This is a genomic window from Sorangium sp. So ce321 (genome assembly GCF_051530195.1).
In the GTDB taxonomy this organism is placed as follows: domain Bacteria; phylum Myxococcota_A; class Polyangia; order Polyangiales; family Polyangiaceae; genus Sorangium.
Genome location: NZ_CP150329.1, coordinates 12,521,115 through 12,541,160, shown reverse-complemented (window position 1 = coordinate 12,541,160; position 20,046 = coordinate 12,521,115). Strand labels below are relative to the sequence as shown.

Sequence of the window (20,046 nt, the reverse complement as noted above, 5' to 3'; positions counted from 1 at the left end):
GCCGCCGGCTCACGCGGACAGCTGAGCGGCGGCGGCGGCGACCTGCGCCTCGCCGAGGCGCGGGTAATCGATGTAACCGCGCGGGCCCTCGGAATAGAAGGTCGAGACGTCAGGCGCGTTGAGCGGCGCCCGGCGCGACAGGCGCTCGGGCAGATCGGGGTTGGCCAGGAACGGCACGCCGAACGAGACGAGGTCCGCCGCGCCCGCCCGCAGCGCCTGCTCCGCTGTCTCGAGCGTGTAGCCGCCGTTCACGATGAGGGCGCCGCGGAACCGCTCGCGGAGGAGGGGCGTCACGCGCTCCGGCGCGTCGAGCGCCTGCCCTGACAGCGGCTCCACGACGTGCAGATAGACGACCTTGCGCGCGGAGAGCTCGTCGGCGACATGACTGAAGAGCTCCTTCGGGTTGGAGTCGCTCATGTCGTTGAAGTCGCTCAGCGGCGAGAGCCGCACGCCGACCCGGTCCGCGCCGAAGACGCCGTTCACGGCGTCGACGATCTCGAGCAGGAACCGCGCCCGGTTCTGGATCGAGCCGCCGTACCGATCCGTCCTCTGGTTCACGCCGTCGCGGAGGAACTGGTCGATGATGTAGCCGTTCGCCGCGTGGAGCTCGATCCCATCGAAGCCGGCGGCCTTGGCGCGGCGCGCTCCTTCCTCGAACTGCGCGACGACGCCGGGGACCTCGTCCGTATCGAGGGCGCGCGGGGTGCTGTACGGCTGCGGGCCCTCGGCCGTGTACCTGTGGCCGGTGCGGATGCGGACGGCCGAGGACGAGACGGGCGCCTGCCGGCCCGGCTGGAACGAGACGTGCGACGACCGCCCGACGTGCCAGAGCTGGGCGAAGATGCGCCCTCCCGCCCGCTGGACCGCTTCCGTCACGAGCCGCCACCCCTCGACCTGCGCGTCGGTGTGGATGCCCGGCGTGCGGAGGTAGCCCACGCCCTGCGGGCTGACCTGAGTGGCCTCGGAAATGATGAAGCCGGCGGAGGCGCGCTGCTCGTAATACAGCGCGTTGAGCTCGGTCAGCACGTTGCCCTCGGCGGCGCGGCAGCGCGTCAACGGCGCCATCACGACGCGGTTCGGCAGCGAGAGGGGGCCGAGCGCGAAGGGGCTGAACAGCAGGTCGGAGGCGGTGGTCACGATCGATGCTCCTTGCAAAGAAGATATACCGTTCCGAAACGGAAGTAGCACCCGGAAGGAAAGCATCAGGAATTATCACTACCTACCATCAAGTAACTTCCTTTTTGATAGTTAACCGTTCATGCTGGTGACCGGGACGACGTATGAAGCCTTCAGGCCAGCACCTCTGCGAGGCGTTCCAGGCGGCGATGGACGTGCTCGCGAAGCCCTGGAACGGCCTCATCATGGCGACGCTCGAGGGGGGCGCGCTGCGCTTCGGCGAGATCGGCGGGCGGCTCGACGCGATCAGCGACCGGATGCTCTCCAGCCGGCTGAAGGAGCTCGAGGCGCTCGGCCTCGTGGTGCGGCGCGTCTTGCCGGGGCCCCCGGTGCGCGTGGAGTACGAGCTGACCGACACAGGGCGGGGGTTCGGCGACGTCGCGCAGGCGATCTCGAGGTGGGGAGAGATGCTCGCGGAGAGCGCGGCGCGCGGCGTCGGGGCGCGCGCCGCGGGCGGCGCGGTGAAGAGCGGCCCGCGCGCCGCGCGGCAGGAGCCAGCGGCGAGGCGCGCGCGAGCGCGATCAGCACAGGCGCGCGTGACCCGCGTCACGAAGGGGTCGGCGGGTGCCTGAGGTGCGCTCAGGGAGGGCCTGACGCCGACTCATCGCATGGCGAAATGGCGATGGATGCTTGTTCCCGATCCCAGGAAGCCCTTGCCCGTCGGGTGAAATGGTGATGTGATTCGAGGGCTTCGTGCATTCGGCCCTCCTGATGACGCGAAGCGCTGACGCGATGGGTGTCCCGAGGGCGTCGCGGTGGATCGTCGTATGGCAGTGGAGCACCAGCGCCGACCCGCGGGGATGAGGCTCGCACACCAGTTCTGGTTGTCTCTTGTCCTCCCGATCGCGATCGCCATCGTGCTGTATGGCGTCTTCGCCTCGGCGCACCGCAAACAGGTCCTGCGGGAGGAGGCCACGGCGGAGCTCCGCAACTACGCCACGCTGCTCCAGGCGTTCGTCGAGAGCGCGCTCCAGCGCCGGGACCTCGCGCTCGTCCGGCGGCGGGCCGAGCACTTCGCGAGCGCCGAGCGCATCCTGGGTGTCGCCGCCTTCACCCGGGAAGGGGAGGCGGTCTTCATCACGGAGGGGGTGAAGCGCGAGGCGGCGCGCCTCGGCGAGCTCGCCCACCGGGCGTTCATCGAAGGGGGAGACATCGAGGAGACCTCCATCCTGGGCGGGCAGTCGGTGCTGCTCCGCACCGTCTCCATCCAGCCGAGCAGCGCCAATCCACCCCTGGTCGCCCTCCTGGTGCGCGATCGCCACTACATCGAGGTGCTGGAGAGCACGCTGAACCACGGCCTCGCGGCGACTGGCGTCGTCCTGCTGCTGGTGAGCGCGATCGTGGCAGGGCTCGTGGGCCGCTTCACCGTCGCGCTCCCGGCGAGGGCCATCCTGTCCGGGGCCGAGCGGGTGGCCAGCGGCGATCTGGACGCGGCCGTGCCCGAGAAGGGCGCGGAGGAGCTCTCCCGCCTGGCCCATGCCTTCAACACGATGACCTCGTCGCTCCGGGAGGCGCGGGAGCGCGCCGAGCGAGAGGAGATGGCGCGGGTGAACGTGGAGCGCCGGCTCCAGCAGGCGCAGGCGCTCGCCGCCGCGGGGCAGGTGGCGACCTCGCTCGGCCACGAGATCGGGTCGCCGCTGAACGTGATCCAGGGCCGCGCGCGCCGCGCGGCCGACCTGCCCGGGTGCTCGGAGCAGCTGCGCGCCGAGCTGGAGACCATCGCGCGGCAGTCGGAGCGGATCACGCGCGTCGTCTCCCGCCTTGTCTCGCTCGCTCGGCCGTCGAGGCCTCAGCAGGAGGAGAGCGACCTCCGGCGCGTCATCGAGGACGTCGTCGCCTTTCTGGGCCCGGAGTGCAGGAAACGCGACATCGAGACGAGCGTCGTGTGCCCGCGCGATAGCGGGGAGTGGGCGCGCGTCGCCCTCGACTCCGATCGTCTGTTTCAGGTGGTGTTCAATCTCTGCCTGAACGCCATCGAGGCCCAGGACGGCGGCGGGGAGCTCGTGGTGCGCGTCCTCCCCGCGTGCGACGGCCCGGCGGGCTCTCGCGCTGTGTGCTTCGAGGTCGAGGACGCGGGGCCCGGGGTCCGCGCCGAGGACGCGCGCCAGATCTTCGAGCCGTTCTTCACGACGAAGTCGACCCGCGGCGGCAGCGGCCTCGGGCTGGCGATCGTCCATGGGATCGTCGAGGAAGCGGGCGGCTCGGTCGAGGTCGCCTCCTCGACGACAGGCGGGGCGCGTTTCCGGGTCACCCTGCCCACGGCTCAGCCCGGTACGCCGCAAAGCGCCAGGGCGAGCGCGTCCTCAGGCGCGCGCGCGCCTGAGGACGCGCTCGAGGAAGTGTAAAGAGACGTGCGGGAGGGCATGTAGAGGGACGTGGACGAAGACGCGAGGGCGCGACGGAAGGACAGGAACGATGAGTTCAAGCTCACCGAACGTGTTGATTGTGGAGGACGATGACGACCTGGGCCGGTTCGTCGTTGACATCGCGACAGATCACGGCTACCACGCGACGCACGTTGCCGACGCCCTGTCCGGCATCAAGCTGCTCTCCTCGGCGAAGTTCGAGCTGCTGATCACGGACATCCGCATGCCGGGGATGGACGGCATCGAGCTGATCGCGCGTGCGAAGGAGCTCGACCCGTTCCTCGCGGTCATCGCCATCACCGCGTTCGGCTCCGTCGAGACGGGGATGCGCGCCCTCCGCGTCGGCGCCTCCGATTACCTCTCCAAACCTTTCCGTTCCGATGAGCTAAGCTCTCGCATGCGGCGTGCGCTCGAGCGCCGCGCGCGCGACATCGAGCACGCTCGCCTCCAGCGACAGGTCGAAGAAGTTTTGCGCCGCGGCAAGTCGTGAGACCGCGGCCACCCCGGCCCCGTGACGCCGCCCTCCCCCGGCATCGACGGGCCGCAGCACCCGAAGCAGCACCGAGATTCCAGGCGCGCACTCGTCGTCAGGAAGGGATTCATGCAACAGAACAACATCGCGGCGACGTCGAAGGACAAGAACGGGAACGGCGCGAGCAAGAAGAAGCCGCCGTCCCGGAGGCGCGGCGCCGATGGCCTGAACCTGGACGTGCGGGAGATGCAGCTCCAGGCGATCCTGGAGGTGCTCAAGGCCGTGAAGGCGGGGAATTTCTCCGCGCGCGTCGGCATCGGCGAGGTGCCCGGGACGATCGGTCAGATCGCCGATGAGGTGAACGACGTCGTCCAGCAGCTGCAGACCGTCGGCTCGGAGATCACGCGCGTCGCGCGCGAGGTAGGCACCGAGGGCAAGCTCGGCGCGCAGGCCGAGGTGCAGGGCGTCAGCGGGACGTGGAAGGACCTCACGGACAACGTGAACGTCCTCGCGGGCAACCTGACCAACCAGGTGCGCAACATCGCGGTCGTGACGACGGCGGTCGCGAACGGCGACCTGTCGAAGCAGATCACGGTCGAGGCGAAGGGGGAGATCCTCGAGCTGAAGAACACCATCAACAAGATGGTGGAGCAGCTGCGCGCGTTCGCGTCGGAGGTGACGCGCGTCGCGCGCGAGGTAGGCACCGAAGGCAAGCTCGGCGCGCAGGCCGAGGTGCGTGGCGTCAGCGGGACGTGGAAGGACCTCACGGACAACGTGAACGTCCTCGCGGGCAACCTGACCAACCAGGTGCGCAACATCGCGGTCGTGACGACGGCGGTCGCGAACGGCGACCTGTCGAAGCAGATCACGGTCGAGGCGAAGGGGGAGATCCTCGAGCTGAAGAACACCATCAACAAGATGGTGGAGCAGCTGCGCGCGTTCGCGTCGGAGGTGACGCGCGTCGCGCGCGAGGTAGGCACCGAAGGCAAGCTCGGCGCGCAGGCCGAGGTGCGTGGCGTCAGCGGGACGTGGAAGGACCTCACGGACAACGTGAATGTCCTCGCGGGCAACCTGACCAACCAGGTGCGCAACATCGCGGTCGTGACGACGGCGGTCGCGAACGGCGACCTGTCGAAGCAGATCACGGTCGAGGCGAAGGGGGAGATCCTCGAGCTGAAGAACACCATCAACAAGATGGTGGAGCAGCTCCGGACGTTCGCCGCGGAGGTGACGCGCGTCGCGCGCGAGGTAGGCACGGACGGCAAGCTCGGCGGCCAAGCCCAGGTGCCCGGCGTCGCCGGCACGTGGAAGGACCTCACCGACAACGTGAACCAGCTCGCCGGCAACCTGACGAACCAGGTGCGCAACATCGCCCTGGTCACGACGGCCGTCGCGAAGGGCGATCTCTCGCAGAAGATCACCGCCGAGGCCCGGGGCGAGATCCTCGAGCTGAAGGACACCATCAACAAGATGGTGGAGCAGCTGCGCGCGTTCGCGTCGGAGGTGACGCGCGTCGCGCGCGAGGTAGGCACGGAGGGCAAGCTCGGCGCGCAGGCGGAGGTGCGTGGCGTCAGCGGGACGTGGAAGGACCTCACGGACAACGTGAATGTCCTCGCCGGCAACCTGACGAACCAGGTGCGCAACATCGCCCTCGTCACGAAGGCGGTCGCGAGCGGCGACCTGTCCCAGAAGATCGCGGTCGAGGCGAAGGGGGAGATCCTCGAGCTGAAGGACACCATCAACAAGATGGTCGATCAGCTGCGCGCGTTCGCCGCGGAGGTGACGCGCGTCGCGCGCGAGGTAGGCACGGACGGCAAGCTCGGCGGTCAAGCCCAGGTGCCCGGCGTCGCCGGCACGTGGAAGGACCTCACCGACAACGTGAACCAGCTCGCGGGCAACCTGACCAACCAGGTGCGCAACATCGCCCTCGTCACGAAGGCGGTCGCGAGCGGCGACCTGTCCCAGAAGATCACGGTCGAGGCGAAGGGGGAGATCCTCGAGCTGAAGGACACCATCAACAAGATGGTCGACCAGCTGCGCGCGTTCGCCGCGGAGGTGACGCGCGTCGCGCGCGAGGTAGGCACGGAGGGCAAGCTCGGCGGCCAGGCGCAGGTGCCCGGGGTGTCCGGGACCTGGAAGGACCTGACGGAGAACGTCAACGTCATGGCCTCGAACCTCACCTCCCAGGTGCGCGGCATCGCCAAGGTCGTGACCGCTGTCGCGAACGGCGATCTCCGCCAGAAGCTGGCCCTGGAGGCCAAGGGCGAGATCGCGTCGCTCGCGGACACGATCAACGACATGACCTACACGCTCCGCGTGTTCGCCGAGCAGGTGACCACGGTCGCGCGCGAGGTAGGCATCGAGGGCAAGCTCGGCGGCCAGGCCAAGGTGCCCGGCGCGGCGGGCACGTGGCGGGACCTCACCGACAACGTGAACCAGCTCGCCGGCAACCTCACCACGCAGGTGCGCGCCATCGCCGAGGTCGCGACCGCCGTGACCAAGGGCGACCTGACGCGGGCCATCTCCGTCGAGGCGCAGGGCGAGGTCCTTCAGCTGAAGGACAACATCAACCAGATGATCTCGAACCTGCGAGACACGACGCGCGCCAACCAGGAGCAGGACTGGCTGAAGACGAACCTGGCGCGCTTCTCCGGGATGATGGCCGGGCAGCGGACGATCGAGGCGCTCTCCCGCCTCATCATGTCCGAGGTCACGCCGCTCGTCTCGGCGCAGCACGGGGCGTTCTACGTGCTGGAGTCGGAGGACAAGCACCCGACGCTCAAGCTCACGTCGAGCTACGCGTTCCAGAAGCGCAAGGGCATCTCGAACCGGTTCGCGCTGGGCGAGGGGCTCGTCGGGCAGTGCGGCCTCGAGAAGAAGAGCATCGTCGTCACCGACCTGCCGGACGACTACATCCGGGTGAGCTCGGGCCTCGGCGAGTCGCCGCCGCGCAACATCTGCGTCCTGCCGGTGCTCTTCGAGGGCGGCCTCAAGGCGGTGATCGAGCTGGCGAGCTTCCAGAACTTCACGCCCATCCACCTGACGTTCCTCGAGCAGCTCACGCAGTCGATCGGCGTCGTGTTCAACATGATCGGCGCCAGCATGAGGACGGAGGAGCTGCTCCAGGAGCTCCAGAGGTCCAACACCGAGCTCGGCTCGCGCTCGCAGGAGCTGGAGGAGAAGGCGTCGGAGCTCGAGATCAAGAACCGCGAGATCGCGCGCGCCAGCGCCTCCCTGGAGGAGAAAGCCAGGGAGCTGTCGCGCACCTCGAAGTACAAGTCCGAGTTCCTCGCGAACATGTCGCACGAGCTGCGCACGCCGCTGAACAGCCTGCTCATCCTCGCCAGGATCCTCGCGGACAACGAGGAGCACACGCTCACGCCGAAGCAGGTCGAGTACGCGAAGACGATCGCCGCCGCCGGGCAGGACCTCCTGCAGCTGATCAACGAGATCCTCGACCTCTCGAAGATCGAGGCCGGCAAGATCGACGTGAAGACCCAGCGGGTCGCGCTGGCCGAGCTCTCGGAGTACGTCGAGCGCAGCTTCCGGCAGATCGCCGAGCAGAAGGAGCTCGAGTTCTGGGTCCGGGTCGCCACCGGCGTCCCCGCGACGATCATGACGGACCTGCAGCGGCTCCAGCAGATCCTGAAGAACCTCCTGTCGAACGCGTTCAAGTTCACGTCGTCCGGCCGGATCTCGCTCGAGATCGAGGTCGCCAGCCGGGGGATCCCGTTCAAGCGGGACACGCTCATCAAGGCGAAGACGGTCCTCGCGTTCGCCGTCACCGACACGGGCATCGGCATCCCGCCGGAGAAGCAGACGCTCATCTTCGACGCGTTCCAGCAGGCGGACGCCTCGACCAGCCGCACCTACGGCGGCACGGGCCTCGGCCTGACCATCAGCCGGGAGCTCGCCAGCCTGCTCGGCGGCGAGATCTCGCTGCACAGCACGCCGGGGCTCGGCAGCAAGTTCACGCTCTACCTGCCGTCGGAGCGGCCGGAGCAGAAGGCCACGAAGCCCTCGCGCGCCGACCTGCCCGAGCCGGTGGCGCCGCTGCTCACGAACGGCTCGTCCTCGGTCGCGCTCTCGGGGCGGAGCGTGCTCGTCATCGACGACGACGCGCGCAACGTCTTCGCCATCACGAGCCTGCTCGAGCGGCGCGGCGCGCAGGTGCTCCTGGCCGAGAACGCCAGGCACGGCATCGAGATCCTCCGCGAGGGCGACTCGACCGTCGATATCGTCCTCATGGACATCATGATGCCCGAGCTCGACGGCTACGAGGCCACCCGCGAGATCCGCAGCGATCCCCGCTTCAGCGAGCTGCCGATCATCGCGGTCACGGCCAAGGCGATGCCGGAAGATCGGCAGAAGTGCCTGGACGCCGGCCTGAACGATTTCGTGGCCAAGCCGGTGGACGACGCGCGCCTCATCTCGGTCATGCTGCACTGGCTGCGGCACGACTGAGGGACGGAGCCGCACCGTGTCCTCCGCTCCCGCGACGACCAGCATCCTGCTGGTGGACGACCAGCCAGAGAACCTGGTGGCCCTCAAGGCGATCCTGGCCGACGAGAGCTACCGCCTGGTCACCGCGGCGAGCGGGAAGGACGCGCTCCTCAGGATCCTGTCCGAGGATTTCGCGGTCCTCCTGCTCGACGTCCGGCTCCCCGACATCGACGGGTTCGAGGTCGCCTCGCTGGTGAAGCAGCGGGAGCGGTCGCGCCACACGCCGATCATCTTCCTCACCGCGGCGAGCGACGATCTCTCGGCCATCTACAGGGCGTACGCGGTGGGCGGCGTCGACTACCTGCTGAAGCCGCTCGAGCCGGAGGTCGTCCAGGCGAAGGTCGCCGTGTTCGTCGAGCTCCACCGGCGGGGCGAGCAGATCAAGGAGCAGGCGGAGCTCCTGCGCATGGCCGAGCAGCGGCGGCGCGACGCGGAGGTCGAGGAGCTCCGGCGCGCCGCGCAGGCGAAGTACCAGAACCTGGCGGACGCCATCCCGCAGTGCGTCTTCACGGCGAAGCTCGACGGCGCCGTCGACTACGTGAGCTCGCGCTGGCTGGAGTACACGGGGCTCGCGTTCGAGGCGCTCCGCGGCTGGGGCTGGCAGGCCGCGGTGCACCCGAACGACCTGAACCAGTTCATCGGCAAGTGGCGTCGCTGCCTCGAGTCGGGCGAGCCCTTTCAGGGCGAGTGTCGCCTCAGGTCCGTTCACGGGGCGTACCGGTGGCACCTCTGCCACGCGGTCCCGGAGCGGGACGTCTGGAAGCGGGTGGTCGGCTGGCTCGGCAGCTTCACGGACATCGACGACGGCAAGCGCCACGAGCAGGAGCGCATTCACCTCCTGACCCGCGAGCGGGCGGCCCGCGCGGAGGCCGAGGCCGCGGTGCGCCGCTCGGAGCTCCTCGCCGAGGCGTCGAGCTCGTTCTCCGCGTCGCTCGACGAGGACAGCGTCGCGAGGGCGCTGGTCCGCCTCGTCGCGGAGCGCATCTGCACCTGGTGCGTGCTCGACCTGCGGCGGGACGGCGGCGCGTGCAGGCTCGCCGCGGCGCACAGGGACCGCGAGGCGGCGCCGTTCGCGGAGCGGCTCGTCCCGCGGGAGCTCGCCCTGGTCGGGGACGGCATCGGCGCGGTGATGACGACCGGGCGCCCCGATCTGCGCGTCGAGTGCGCGCCGCGCGACGTCGCCCAGGCGCTCGACGTCGACGATCCGGGGCTGATCCACGAGATCGGCGCGAGCAGCTACCTGTGCGTGCCGCTCGTCACGCGCGGCAACGTGCTCGGCGCGCTCAGCATGGTCTGGGTGGAGCCGGGCGAGCGCTTCGATCCCCCTGATTTCGCGGTCGCCCTCGACGTCGCGCAGCGCGCGGCGCTGTGCCTCGAGAACGCCCGCCTCCTGCGGATGACGCGGGAGGCCGTGCAGGTCCGCGAGGACTTCGTGTCGGTCGCCTCCCACGAGCTCAGGACGCCGCTCAGCGCGCTGGTCTTGCAGGTCCAGGGCCTCGCCCGCGCCGTCGGCCGCTCCGACGGCGGGCTGCCGGCCGAGCAGGTGCTCGCGAGGCTGGCCCAGGCAGAGGGGCAGATCGACCGGCTCACGCGGCTCATCGACACGCTGCTCGACGTGACGCGCATCAACAGCGGTCAGCTCGAGCTCAGCCTCGAGGACGTGGACCTGTGCGACGTGGCGCGCGAGGTGGTCGCGCGCCTCGACGCCGAGCTCGGGCGGGCGGGCTGCTCGCTCCAGCTCGAGCTGCCGGAGAGGGCGGTCGGCCGGTGGGACCGCCTGCGCATCGACCAGGTGATCACCAACCTGCTCACGAACGCCCTCAAGTACGGGCGCGGCAAGCCGATCCAGCTGCGGATCTCGGTCGACGGGAAGTCCGCGGTGCTCCAGGTGATGGATCAGGGCATCGGGATCGCCCAGGAGTACATCGGCCGGATCTTCGGGCGCTTCGAGCGGGCGGCGCCGGCGAGCTCGTACGGCGGGCTGGGCGTCGGGCTGTACATCGTGGACCAGATCCTGCGGGCCCACGGCGGGACGATCCAGGTCGAGAGCGCGCCGGGCATGGGGGCGAGGTTCCAGGTGGCGTTGCCGCTCCCGCCCCGCGCGGCTGGATCATCGGGGCCGCTGGGCGAGCGCCCTGGATCCTCGTTGACCGGACCTGCCGGCTGAGCAGCCATCTGCCCGGGTTCGGCCGGCGTTCTTCAACGGACACCGCCGCGTTGCGCCACGGTTGCAACCGATGATTGCAACCGTGAAAGGCGCCCCACGGCCATCCCCGAAAAAACGGCGATGGCCGGATCAGGCCATCGTTGGCCTGCATCGTGCAACGAGCTCGTGACAGAGCGCCCGGTACGACACCCGGGGCAATCCCTCGCCAGATCACCACGGAGACACGGAGGCACGGAGCGAACCCAGACCCGTGCCTTCGTGCCTCCGTGGTGCGTGCGTCCGTCGTGAGAGGCGGAAGGCGAGTGGCTCTCCCGGGTGGACATGTTCACGTCCGGACGGGCGCTCCAGGGCTCGTGATCTTCGCGCAGCGGCGCTGCGTAAAAGATCGAAACAGTTTATAGGTGATGAGTCCTCCGCTGCATGACGTGACCGGTCTGCCACCTCATCGGTAGTTCAAGTGAAACTTTCTATCAGCCTAGTTGGCCCCTCGATCAGCGGTTTCGGCAGCACGGCTCCGGCCCTCGTCACGTCGCCCTCGAGGGCAGAGGCGGTGCGCTCGGCCGGCACCCGCCGGCGGACCTCCGCGGGCTCTGCCCGGAGCTCGTCCCGGGGCACCACGCCGCGGAAGCGCGCCGCTGCCCGGACGGAAGAGCGCGGGGCGCAGGCGCTCCGTCGCCCCCGCTGACGCGGGCGGCGCGGCGGCGGGCGTTCAGGGCGCGTTGGCGAGGTCGACCAGGGCGCGTCGACGTTCGACGGACGCCGGGATCTCCGGCGTCGCGACCGCGCCGGCGAGGTTGGTTCAGGCTCCGTGAGGTCACGGGGGCACAGAGGACGCAGAGGAGAGAAAAGAGCCTCTGTGTCCTCTGTGCTTCTGTGGCTCCGGTACGGCGGCGCGGCGGGGCGGCGTGGAGCGTTGACAGCGCGCTCACCTCGCCTCGGCGTCGAGCAACGGGCCGAGGTCCTGACCTCTCATGAGCCGCTCCACCACCTTGACGAGGAGCTTCGGCGTGCAGCCGAAGCACGGGGTCCCGAGGGCGGCGAGCTTCTGCGCCATCTCGTGGTCGTACGAGGGCTTGCCGCTGTCCGACAGCGCGAGCAGGCAGACCGACTTCACCTTGCTGTCGGCGAGCTGGCGCATGCGGGCGACGAGCTCCTCGGCGTTGCCGCCCTCGAACAGGTCCGTGATCAGGATGAGCAGCGTCTTCTCGGGGCGCTCGATGAAGTTCGCCTGGGCGTAGGCCACGGCGCGGTTGATGTCGGTGCCGCCGCCGAGCTGCGCCGTGAACAGCACGTCGACCGGGTCGACGAGCATCGGTGTCACGTCGACGACCTCGGTGTCGAAGAAGAGGAGCCGAGTGCGAAGGACGTCGAGCGACGCGAAGATCGCGGCCATGATGGAGCTGTAGACGACGCTCTCGCCCATGGAGCCCGACTGGTCGACGAGGATGGCGACGTCCCACTCGTGCCTCCGCGTCTGGTTCGCCCAGAAATAGAGCTTGTCCGGGACGAGGCGGCGCCGCTCCGCGTCCCACCCTCTCAGGTTCTTGCGGATGGTGCGCTTCCAGTCGAGGTTCCTGAGGACGCGCAGCGGGCTCGTCGTGTTGCGCCGCAGGGCGCCGAGGACGGCGGTGCGGACCTCGGACTCGAGCGCGCGCCGCACCTCCTCGACGACCTCGCGCACGATCTGCCGGGCGGTCTCCCGGGCGGCGTCGGGGATGAGGCCCCGCGCGCTCATGAGCGTGGCGACGAGCTCGACGTTCTTCTCGAGGAACGGCAGCGTCTCTGGCTCGAAGAGGAGCTGAGTCAGCCCCTTCCTCTCGATGGCGTCCTTCTGGACGAGGGCGACGATATCGTGGCTGAAGAACTCGCGCACCGCCGAGAGCCACTCGGGGACGTACGGCCGTGAGCCGCCGAGGTTGCCCGCGCGCTCGTCGTAGATGAACGAGAGCGCCCGGTCGAGGTCGCCGAGCCGCCGCGGGTCGACGTGGACCGCGGGCGCCGCGCCGCCGAGCCCGCCGAGGGACAGGCGCGGGTCGACCCGCTCGGCCTCGGGGCCGAGCGCGAGCCGCCAGCGCAGGAGCGCGTCGCGGTCGCTGTCGGTGAGGTCGTCCTGCGCGCCGGCGGGGGAGGCGGGCGGCGGAGGCTTGCGGGGGGGGCGGGCGGGCATCGCGATGGAGTGTCGGGGAGATGGGGGGGCACCGTCCAGAGGGGTCCTCATGATCGTCTGTCCGGGCCGCGGCGTGGCCTCGACTGCCGCGCCGCGCCCCGCGGCGGCGCCCGGCGCGGGGGCCATGGCGCGCCGGGGGCGTCCTCCCCTGAGCGGCAGTGGTCCGCTACAATCCGCGGCGAGCCAGGGGCCTCGGTGCATGCCGGTCGACGTGTTCTTCTCGTGCTCGCGCCGTGACGAACCGCTCCTGCGCCCCGATGAACATCGCCGGCGTGGCCGGGCGGATAGGCTGGCGCGCTGGTGGAGCTGGGAGCTGTGAAGGAATGAGCAATGGACTTTTCATCGCGTTCGAGGGGGCGGACGCCTCGGGGAAGACGACCCTCACCTATGCCTTGAAGAAGGCCTTCGAGGAGGCCGGCCGCACGGTGACCCTCGTGGGGCACTCCGAGTTCCTGCGCTCCGGGTTCGACACCGAGACCTACCTCGGCCGCAAGCTCCAGGCGCTCGACCCGGTCGTCTGGGGAGGCCGTCGGCCCCACGACCCGATCGACGAGGTGCCCGTGGAGTGCTGGATCTACCTCCTCGGGACCTGGTACACGCTCCTCTCCATCCATCTCATCGAGCCGCAGCGCCGGGCGGGCCACGTGATCATCGCGGACTCGTGGGTGTACAAGCAGATCGTGCACCACAACCTCGCGGGGACGCTCGACGAGGCGTACGTGCTGCGCCACTTCGCGCTGGCCGCGAAGCCCGATCTCACCTTCTTCCTGCGCGCGAGCCCCGAGGCGACATGGCAGCGGCGCGACGACCACCTCCCGCGCGATTACGGGGTCTTCAGCGGCTCGAAGGAGCTCTCGCGAGAGGCGTACCTGGGCCATCAGCGGCGCCTCGGCGCCAGGTTCCAGCCCTACGCGGAGCGGAACGGATGGGTGATCCTCGACGGTGAGAAGGACCCGGATGAGCTCAGGGACGAGGCGCTGAGCCACGTGAAGCGGCAGCGCTGAAGCGGTCGCGCCGGCGAGGCAGGCGGCAGAACCCTGCTCTCCGGCGTGGAGACCTGCCGCAGCGACCTGCCGAGCTCGCCGAGACGGCCCGCGCGCCGGTCTGGTACCCTGCGGATTTCCAGTGAGGAGATCTGCCCAGATGACCCCTGAGACCGTCGATGTCCTCGATCCCGACCTTTACCTCGCGGGCGCGCCGCACGATCGCTTCGAGGTCCTCCGGCGGGAGGCCCCCGTCTACTGGCACCCCGAGCCGGCCGGCAGGGGGTTCTGGGCGATCACGCGGCACGCCGACGTCGCCCGCATCTCGCGCGACCCGGCCGCGTTCTGCTCGGGGCGCGGCCTCTTCATCGAGGATTTCCAGCCGGGGGACATGCGCGACAACCCCGATGTCATGATCATGATGGACCCGCCCCGGCACGCGCGCTTCCGGGCGCTGGTCAGCAAGGGGTTCACGCCGCGGGTCATCCAGCGCCTCGAGGGGCACGTGCGCGAGCTCGTGACGCGGCTCATCGACGAGGCCTGCGCGCGCGGCGGGTGCGACTTCGCGAGCGACATCGCGGGCAACCTGCCCCTCTCCGTGATCCTCGAGGTGATCGGCGTCCCCCGCGAGGATCAGGAGCAGATGCTCGACTGGACGACGCGGTTCTTCGGGGCCAGCGACCCCGACTACGGCGTCACGCCCGAGGAGCTGAACGCGGTGCTCCACAACATGAACGTCTACGCGCACGAGCTCGCCGAGGAGCGGCGGCGGGCGCCCAAGGACGACATGCTGAGCCTGCTCATGGCCGCCGAGGTGGACGGCGAGAAGCTGTCGTACACGGAGTTCGGCGGCTTCTTCAACCTGCTGCTCACGGCCGGCCACGACACGACGAAGAACCTCATCTCCAACGGGATGCTCACGCTGCTCGAGCACCCCGACCAGCGCCGGCGCCTGCTCGCGGAGCCCTCGCTGCTCCCGACCGCCATCGAGGAGATGCTGCGCTTCACGCCGCCGGTCTATTATTTCCGGCGCTCGGCGGTGCGCGACACCGAGGTCGGAGGGCAGCGGATCGCGGCCGGGGACAAGGTGGTCCTCTGGTACGTCTCGGCCAACCGCGATGAGGCGGTCTTCAGGGATCCGCATCGGTTCGATGTCGGACGGACGCCCAACGAGCACCTCTCCTTCGGCATTGGCCCCCACGTGTGCCTGGGCCTCGTGCTCGCGCGCCTGGAGGCGCGGGTCGCCTTCGAGGAGCTCCTGCGGAGGCTCCCCGACATGGAGCTCGCCGCGCCGGCCGTGCGGCTCCGCTCGAACTGGGTGAGCGGCGTGAAATCGATGCCGGTCCGGTGCGGGAGCCCTTCCAGCTAGCGCGCCCCGGCGCGCGACCCTGCGCTCGCCGATCAAGGCCCGTTCTTGTCGGCGAAGCGGTACACGACCGTTCCGAGGGCGTGCACCTTCCGAGATGCGCTGTCGACGACGGTGACGCTCGTCCAGCAGATGCGCGCGTCGCGCGCGCGCACGACGGCGCGCGCGACGAGGCCGTCCCCGGGCAGCGGCCCGACGACGTGCGCGTTCAGGGCGATGGTCGCGCCCGAGGCCCCCGGCGACGGCGAGACGACCGTCCACGGGCAGGTGGCGCCCGCGGCGTCGATGAGCGTCAGGACGGCCCCTTCGTGGATGGCCCCGTCGCCATCGAGGTTGGCCGCGGCGGCGTCCAGCGCCATCTCCACCGCCCCGCGGCGCACGCCGACGAGGCGCAGCCGCCTGCGCGACAGGAATGGACTGGCCGCCATCGCCGCGCGGATCGCCCCGGCGTCGGCCGCCCCCGCGTCCTCCGGGGGCGCGGCGCCAGGCGCCTCTTCCTGGGATGAAGGGACGGGAGGAGGGGAGTCCGCCGGTGCGCTGTCCGACCCGCCCTCGCTCACGGTCGACGAGGCGTGCGCGACCGGGTTCCCGTCCACGTCCTTGATGAGCGTCTCGAAGAAGCCCAGCTCGCGCACGCGGCGCACGGCGCGCGTCTCCACGGTCAACGACCTGCGCGCCGCGCGCACGTAGCCCACGTGCAGCGAGGCGGTGCGGAGCGGCCCCGCGACAGCGCGAGGCGACTCGCGCGCGATGGCCAGCGCGGAGATCGACGCGAGCGACGCGACCGCGCCGCCGTGCACCAGCCCGAACATCGTGTTGCGCTCGTCGTAGGGCAGGGAGAGGCGCGACGCTGCGTCGTCGGCGGACTCGACCGCCACCCCGAGATCGGAAGGGTAGGAGCCGTCCTTGAAGAACCAGGTCCTGGCGTTCTCGGTCATGCCGCAGTCTCCCGGGGCTGGCCGGGGTCGTCCAGCCTTGTATGTCGGCGCTCGAGTCTGCCGAGGTGTCCATGAGGCCGTCGCCCCGCAGCCCGTCCCGCCAGGCCCCGGCGGCGCTGGCCGCGCCGGGCGGCGCGGCAGCTCGGTCCCGCGGTGATCGTCGAGCGCAGCCGAGCTCGCCCGCTTCAGGCTGCGGAGAAGCGGACGCGCAGCGAGCTCGGCCCGCGGTCCTGCAGGTTCGAGCCGGCGTAGCTCAACGTCTCTTCGGCGAGCTCCCAGCGCGGCAGCGAGAGCAGGGCGCGCAGCGACTCTTCCACTTCCATCCGGATGAGCGGGGCCCCCGGGCAGTAATGAGCGCCGCTCCCGAAGGTCAGGTGCCGGCTCTGCTGCCGGGTGATGTCGAAGCGGTCCGGCTCGGCGAACAGCCCGGGATCGCGGTTCGCTGCGGCGACCATCGCGAACACGAACTGCCCCTCGGACACCCTGGTGCCCCGGAGCTCCGTGTCCCTCTTGCACATGCGGCTGAGGGAGAGCACGGACGGCTCGAAGCGCAGGCTCTCCTCGACAGCGCCGCGGACGAGGCCCGGCGACTCCCGGAGCTTCGCGAGCTCCGCGGGGTGGTTGAGGAGCGCGAGCACCGTGTTCGCGATCTGGTTCACGGAGGTGACGAACCCCGCGGCGACCATCTGGAAGCACTGCATGGCCGCCTCGCCCGCGAGCTCGGTGTCCCCGTCCTCCGCCGCGATGAACCGGCTCGCGACGTCCTCGCCCGGCGCCTTCCGGCGCTCCTCGACGAGCCGCATCATGTAGTCGAGCATGTCGCAGCAGCTCTGCTTCACCTCCCGCTTCTGCTCCTCCGAGGTGACCCCGCCGCCGGCGAGCTTCAGGAGGTCCGTCGACCATCTCATGAACTGCGGCCGATCGACCTCGGGTATCACGAACATCTCGGCGAGCGTGTTGAGCGCGACCGCCTCGGAGAACGCCGAGACGACATCCATCTCGCCGTCGCTCCGCGCCTTCTCGATGGCGCGCTGCACGAGCCCCACGACCCGCGGGCGCATCCACTCGACGGCCGAGGGCGAGAACCCTTTCATGATGAGCTGTCGAAGCTGCGTGTGGCGCGGCGGGTCCTGGAAGAAGGCGAGCCGCGACAGGGAGTCGAACGTCCTCCTCGAGAGCTCGTCCTCGCCGAGCATGCCGAGGCCGCCGAGGAGCGCCGTCGCCCGACGCGCGGTGAAGCTCGGGTCCCTCACGAGCCCCTCGATGTCGGCAGGAGCGGTGATGATGAAGCACTGGAGCGGCTCGAAGAAGTAGACCGGCGCCTCGGTCCGGAGCCGCTCGAGCGTCGGGAATGGATCGGCGAAGAAGCGCTCGCTCGTGAGGTCGAATCCAGAGGGAACGGCCATGAGTCCTTCTTTCCTTGTGGCGCCCGTGGCGCGGCTTGTGGCGCCCGTGGCGCGGCGAAGATTCAGGACCAGGCTACGGTATCGCCACGCCGCCGTGAAGCGCGCTGCCCGCGCGTCGATGCCGCGGGACGGCGGCCGAGATGGGCGCGTGCAGGCCGAGCGCAGGGCGCGCCCTGCGCTCGGCCTGCACGCGCGGCGTGTGGGGCCTTTGCGGCAGGTGTGGCGCACGCGCGCAGGCCAGCCGCGCTCCGGGCGAGCGGCCTGTGTGCGCACTTCAGGGGAAGCGGGCGGATCGGATCAGCGCGACCCGGTGGAGGCCTTCTCGGGACAGCAGAACAGGTGATCTGCCACCAGCATGGCGCAGCCGTCCTTCCAGGGGTCGTCAGGCGCGTAGTCCGTCCGGTTCTCCGCAGGATAGAAGTACGCCCTGGGCTTCGCTGGATCCGTGCAGCCCTTGTCGCGCTCCGGCGCCGCCTCGCGGTGCTTGGGCGCGCCGGTGTCCTTCGAGCAGGCGGCGGGCAGGGCGCCGGCTGCGAGCAGCGCGCACAGCGCGGCGACGGGCCCGCGCAGGGCGCGGCGGTGGCTTCGATCGAGCGCCGGAGGCATTCCCATGTCCCGCATGCTGCACCTGCCTGCCGCCCGGCGGAAGGCGATCCGGCTCGGCCTCACGCGGGGCCTCCAGCGGCGCTGCTGGGCCGCAGCGTCGCGCCGCCCTTCACCTGGCGCACCGGGCCTGCAAGGGGTTCGATTTCAGGCGCAGGCAGGCCGGCGCAGGGCAGCCGAGGCCGGCGCAGGCGGCCTCGAAGCTCGGATAGCAGCAGCCCCCCGCGAAGACCTCCTGCATGTCGAGGGGCGGCGCGACCTGGAACGTGAGCGCGTGGCGGCGTGAACGCCCGCCGCGGCGGTCGCGCCGACGCCGCCTGCCTCCATGTCGGGAGCTCCCCCGCGCCCTGGACGAGGGCTACCTGCCGGCCATCCGTCCCTTCATCGGCCGCCGCCGCCAGCCGCGCTTGCGATGTCGGTCGAGGCGTAGTGCCTCATCTCCTGGATCCGGTCGAAGAAGGGCTTCACCTTGGCGAGGAACGACGGGAACGCCGCCGACCTGCGAAAGCCCTGGAGATGGCCCTCCAGTGAGTCCCAGAGGATGCGGACGACGTAGCTCGTCGGCTCCTCGACGCACCGGGAGATCTCGTGACCGAGGCAGTGCTTGGAGCCGCGCAGCTCCGCGCCGGCGTCGCGGTAAGCGGAGAGGAACGCCTGCTCCTGCTCCGCGGGGATCGTGTAGCGGATGTACTCGATGATCATGGCAGCTTCCTGGGTCGAGGGCAGGGGCGCTCCGCGGCAGCGGCGCGCGCCGTCTGGCAACCAGGGATAAGCGCCCACGGCCCGGCCGTCGAATCGACAGTCGGCGCCCCATCCCATAGATGCTGTCGATGGATCGGCGTGCTACCCATCGAGCATGCGCCTGCAGTCGGTGGACACCCACCTCGTCGTGGCGTTGCACGCCTTGCTCCAGGAGAAGAGCGTCACGCGGGCCGCGCGCCGCGTCGGGGTGACGCAGCCCTCGATGAGCCACGCGCTCTCGCGGCTGCGGGCCCATTTCGAGGATCCGCTGCTCATCCAGGTCGGCAGGCAGATGACGTTGAGCGAGCGGGCGCGGGACCTGGCCCCGAGGGCGGCCGAGGCCGTCGAGCGGCTCGAGCAGGTCTTCTGCCCGGTCGAGCGGTTCGACCCGCGCCGGTCCCGGCGCACGTTCCGGCTCGTCGCGACCGACAACCTGGAGCTGCTCGTGCTTCCGCCGTTGATAAGGCTCCTCGCGGTCGAGGCGCCGCACGTCGACCTGCGCAGCCGGAGCATCCCGGCGGACTTCGCCGAGCTCCTGCGGCGCGGCGAGCTCGACGCCAAGCTCGGGCGCGGCGGGCCGGTGCCCGACGGCTGCCGGTCCACGCTGCTCGCGGCCGAGGAGATCGTCTGCGTGATGCGGCGGGGCCACCCCGCGTCCCGGAGGACGCTCACCGTGGCGCGCTACGCCGCGTGCGAGCACCTGATGGTCTCGCCGCACGGCGAGGACCACAACGTCATCGATGGCGAGCTGGCGGAGCGGGGGTTACGCCGGCGGGTGGCCCTCACCGTGTCGCATTTCCTTGTCGCCCCGTTCATCCTCGCCGGCTCCGACCTGCTGCTCACCGTGTCCGGCCGCGTCGCGGAGACCCTGGCCCGGAAGCTCGACCTCGTGGTGCGGCCGTGCCCGGTCGGGACCAGGAGCTACACGCTGACGCTCGTCTGGCCAGAGCGCGCCGAGGGCGACGAAGGGCACCGCTGGCTGCGCGCCGCCATCCAGAGGGCCGTCGCGGTGGACTCGAGACCGGCTTTGCCGGGCGCGTGACACGCTGTTCGCGACCACAGCGCACATCCGGATGGCACGCGCAATCGCGGATGAGGAGACTTTGACAGTACGAGCGAGCGGCTGCTCGACTTCTTCGAGGAGCACCCGATGTGAGA

General features: G+C 70.4%; 14 protein-coding genes. 8 read left to right on the top strand and 6 right to left on the bottom strand.

All coding sequences use genetic code 11. The features are described 5' to 3' along the window. Positions 1-9 precede the first annotated feature (9 nt). Complete coding sequence (locus tag WME89_RS46540; RefSeq protein ID WP_438005988.1) at positions 10-1,137, bottom strand: alkene reductase; 1,128 nt, start codon at positions 1,135-1,137, stop codon at positions 10-12. A 143-nt stretch (positions 1,138-1,280) separates the two neighbouring features. Between WME89_RS46540 and WME89_RS46535 the strand changes: the two genes are divergently transcribed. The 5 genes from WME89_RS46535 to WME89_RS46515 all read left to right on the top strand — a co-directional run bounded on the left by WME89_RS46535 (position 1,281) and on the right by WME89_RS46515 (position 10,684). Next, on the top strand, positions 1,281-1,748 hold the full coding sequence (locus tag WME89_RS46535) for a winged helix-turn-helix transcriptional regulator (protein WP_438005987.1): 468 nt from the start codon (positions 1,281-1,283) through the stop codon (positions 1,746-1,748). Between the two features lie 195 nt (positions 1,749-1,943). Further along, positions 1,944-3,521 (top strand): ATP-binding protein, encoded by a 1,578-nt coding sequence (locus tag WME89_RS46530; protein WP_438005986.1) that lies wholly within the window; start codon positions 1,944-1,946, stop codon positions 3,519-3,521. Positions 3,522-3,591: 70 nt separating this feature from the next. After that, the gene (locus WME89_RS46525; RefSeq protein WP_438005985.1) at positions 3,592-4,032 is read left to right on the top strand and encodes a response regulator; all 441 of its coding nucleotides are present in this window, start codon (positions 3,592-3,594) and stop codon (positions 4,030-4,032) included. 111 nt (positions 4,033-4,143) lie between these two features. Continuing rightward, entirely contained in the window at positions 4,144-8,478 is a 4,335-nt protein-coding gene (locus WME89_RS46520; protein WP_438005984.1) for a HAMP domain-containing protein, read from the top strand. 16 nt (positions 8,479-8,494) lie between these two features. Next, positions 8,495-10,684 carry an ATP-binding protein gene (locus tag WME89_RS46515; protein WP_438005983.1) on the top strand — a complete coding sequence of 730 codons (2,190 nt, stop codon included), beginning with the start codon at positions 8,495-8,497 and terminating at the stop codon, positions 10,682-10,684. Positions 10,685-11,609: 925 nt separating this feature from the next. Here the strand turns inward: WME89_RS46515 and WME89_RS46510 are convergent. After that, a complete protein-coding gene (locus WME89_RS46510; RefSeq protein ID WP_438005982.1) occupies positions 11,610-12,851 on the bottom strand; it encodes a VWA domain-containing protein in 1,242 nt (413 codons plus the stop codon). A gap of 323 nt (positions 12,852-13,174) precedes the next feature. Here WME89_RS46510 and WME89_RS46505 point away from each other — a divergent pair, with 323 nt between their 5' ends. Both WME89_RS46505 and WME89_RS46500 read left to right on the top strand, forming a co-directional pair. Continuing rightward, positions 13,175-13,855: a dTMP kinase gene (locus WME89_RS46505; protein WP_438005981.1), complete on the top strand. Its 681-nt coding sequence runs from the start codon at positions 13,175-13,177 to the stop codon at positions 13,853-13,855. Between the two features lie 139 nt (positions 13,856-13,994). Further along, positions 13,995-15,203 carry a cytochrome P450 gene (locus WME89_RS46500; protein ID WP_438005980.1) on the top strand — a complete coding sequence of 403 codons (1,209 nt, stop codon included), beginning with the start codon at positions 13,995-13,997 and terminating at the stop codon, positions 15,201-15,203. Between the two features lie 32 nt (positions 15,204-15,235). Here WME89_RS46500 and WME89_RS46495 read toward each other — a convergent pair whose 3' ends face one another. From WME89_RS46495 to WME89_RS46480, 4 genes are all read right to left on the bottom strand, one after another. Then, positions 15,236-16,138, bottom strand: coding sequence for a hotdog fold thioesterase (locus tag WME89_RS46495; RefSeq protein ID WP_438005979.1), 903 nt, complete (start codon positions 16,136-16,138; stop codon positions 15,236-15,238). A gap of 185 nt (positions 16,139-16,323) precedes the next feature. After that, on the bottom strand, positions 16,324-17,544 hold the full coding sequence (locus WME89_RS46490) for a cytochrome P450 (RefSeq protein ID WP_438005978.1): 1,221 nt from the start codon (positions 17,542-17,544) through the stop codon (positions 16,324-16,326). A 297-nt stretch (positions 17,545-17,841) separates the two neighbouring features. Continuing rightward, on the bottom strand, positions 17,842-18,156 hold the full coding sequence (locus WME89_RS46485) for a hypothetical protein (RefSeq protein ID WP_438005977.1): 315 nt from the start codon (positions 18,154-18,156) through the stop codon (positions 17,842-17,844). 372 nt (positions 18,157-18,528) lie between these two features. Then, entirely contained in the window at positions 18,529-18,849 is a 321-nt protein-coding gene (locus WME89_RS46480) for an antibiotic biosynthesis monooxygenase family protein (protein WP_438005976.1), read from the bottom strand. 154 nt (positions 18,850-19,003) lie between these two features. Between WME89_RS46480 and WME89_RS46475 the strand changes: the two genes are divergently transcribed. Then, complete coding sequence (locus tag WME89_RS46475) at positions 19,004-19,930, top strand: LysR family transcriptional regulator (protein ID WP_437657388.1); 927 nt, start codon at positions 19,004-19,006, stop codon at positions 19,928-19,930. Positions 19,931-20,046 lie beyond the last annotated feature (116 nt).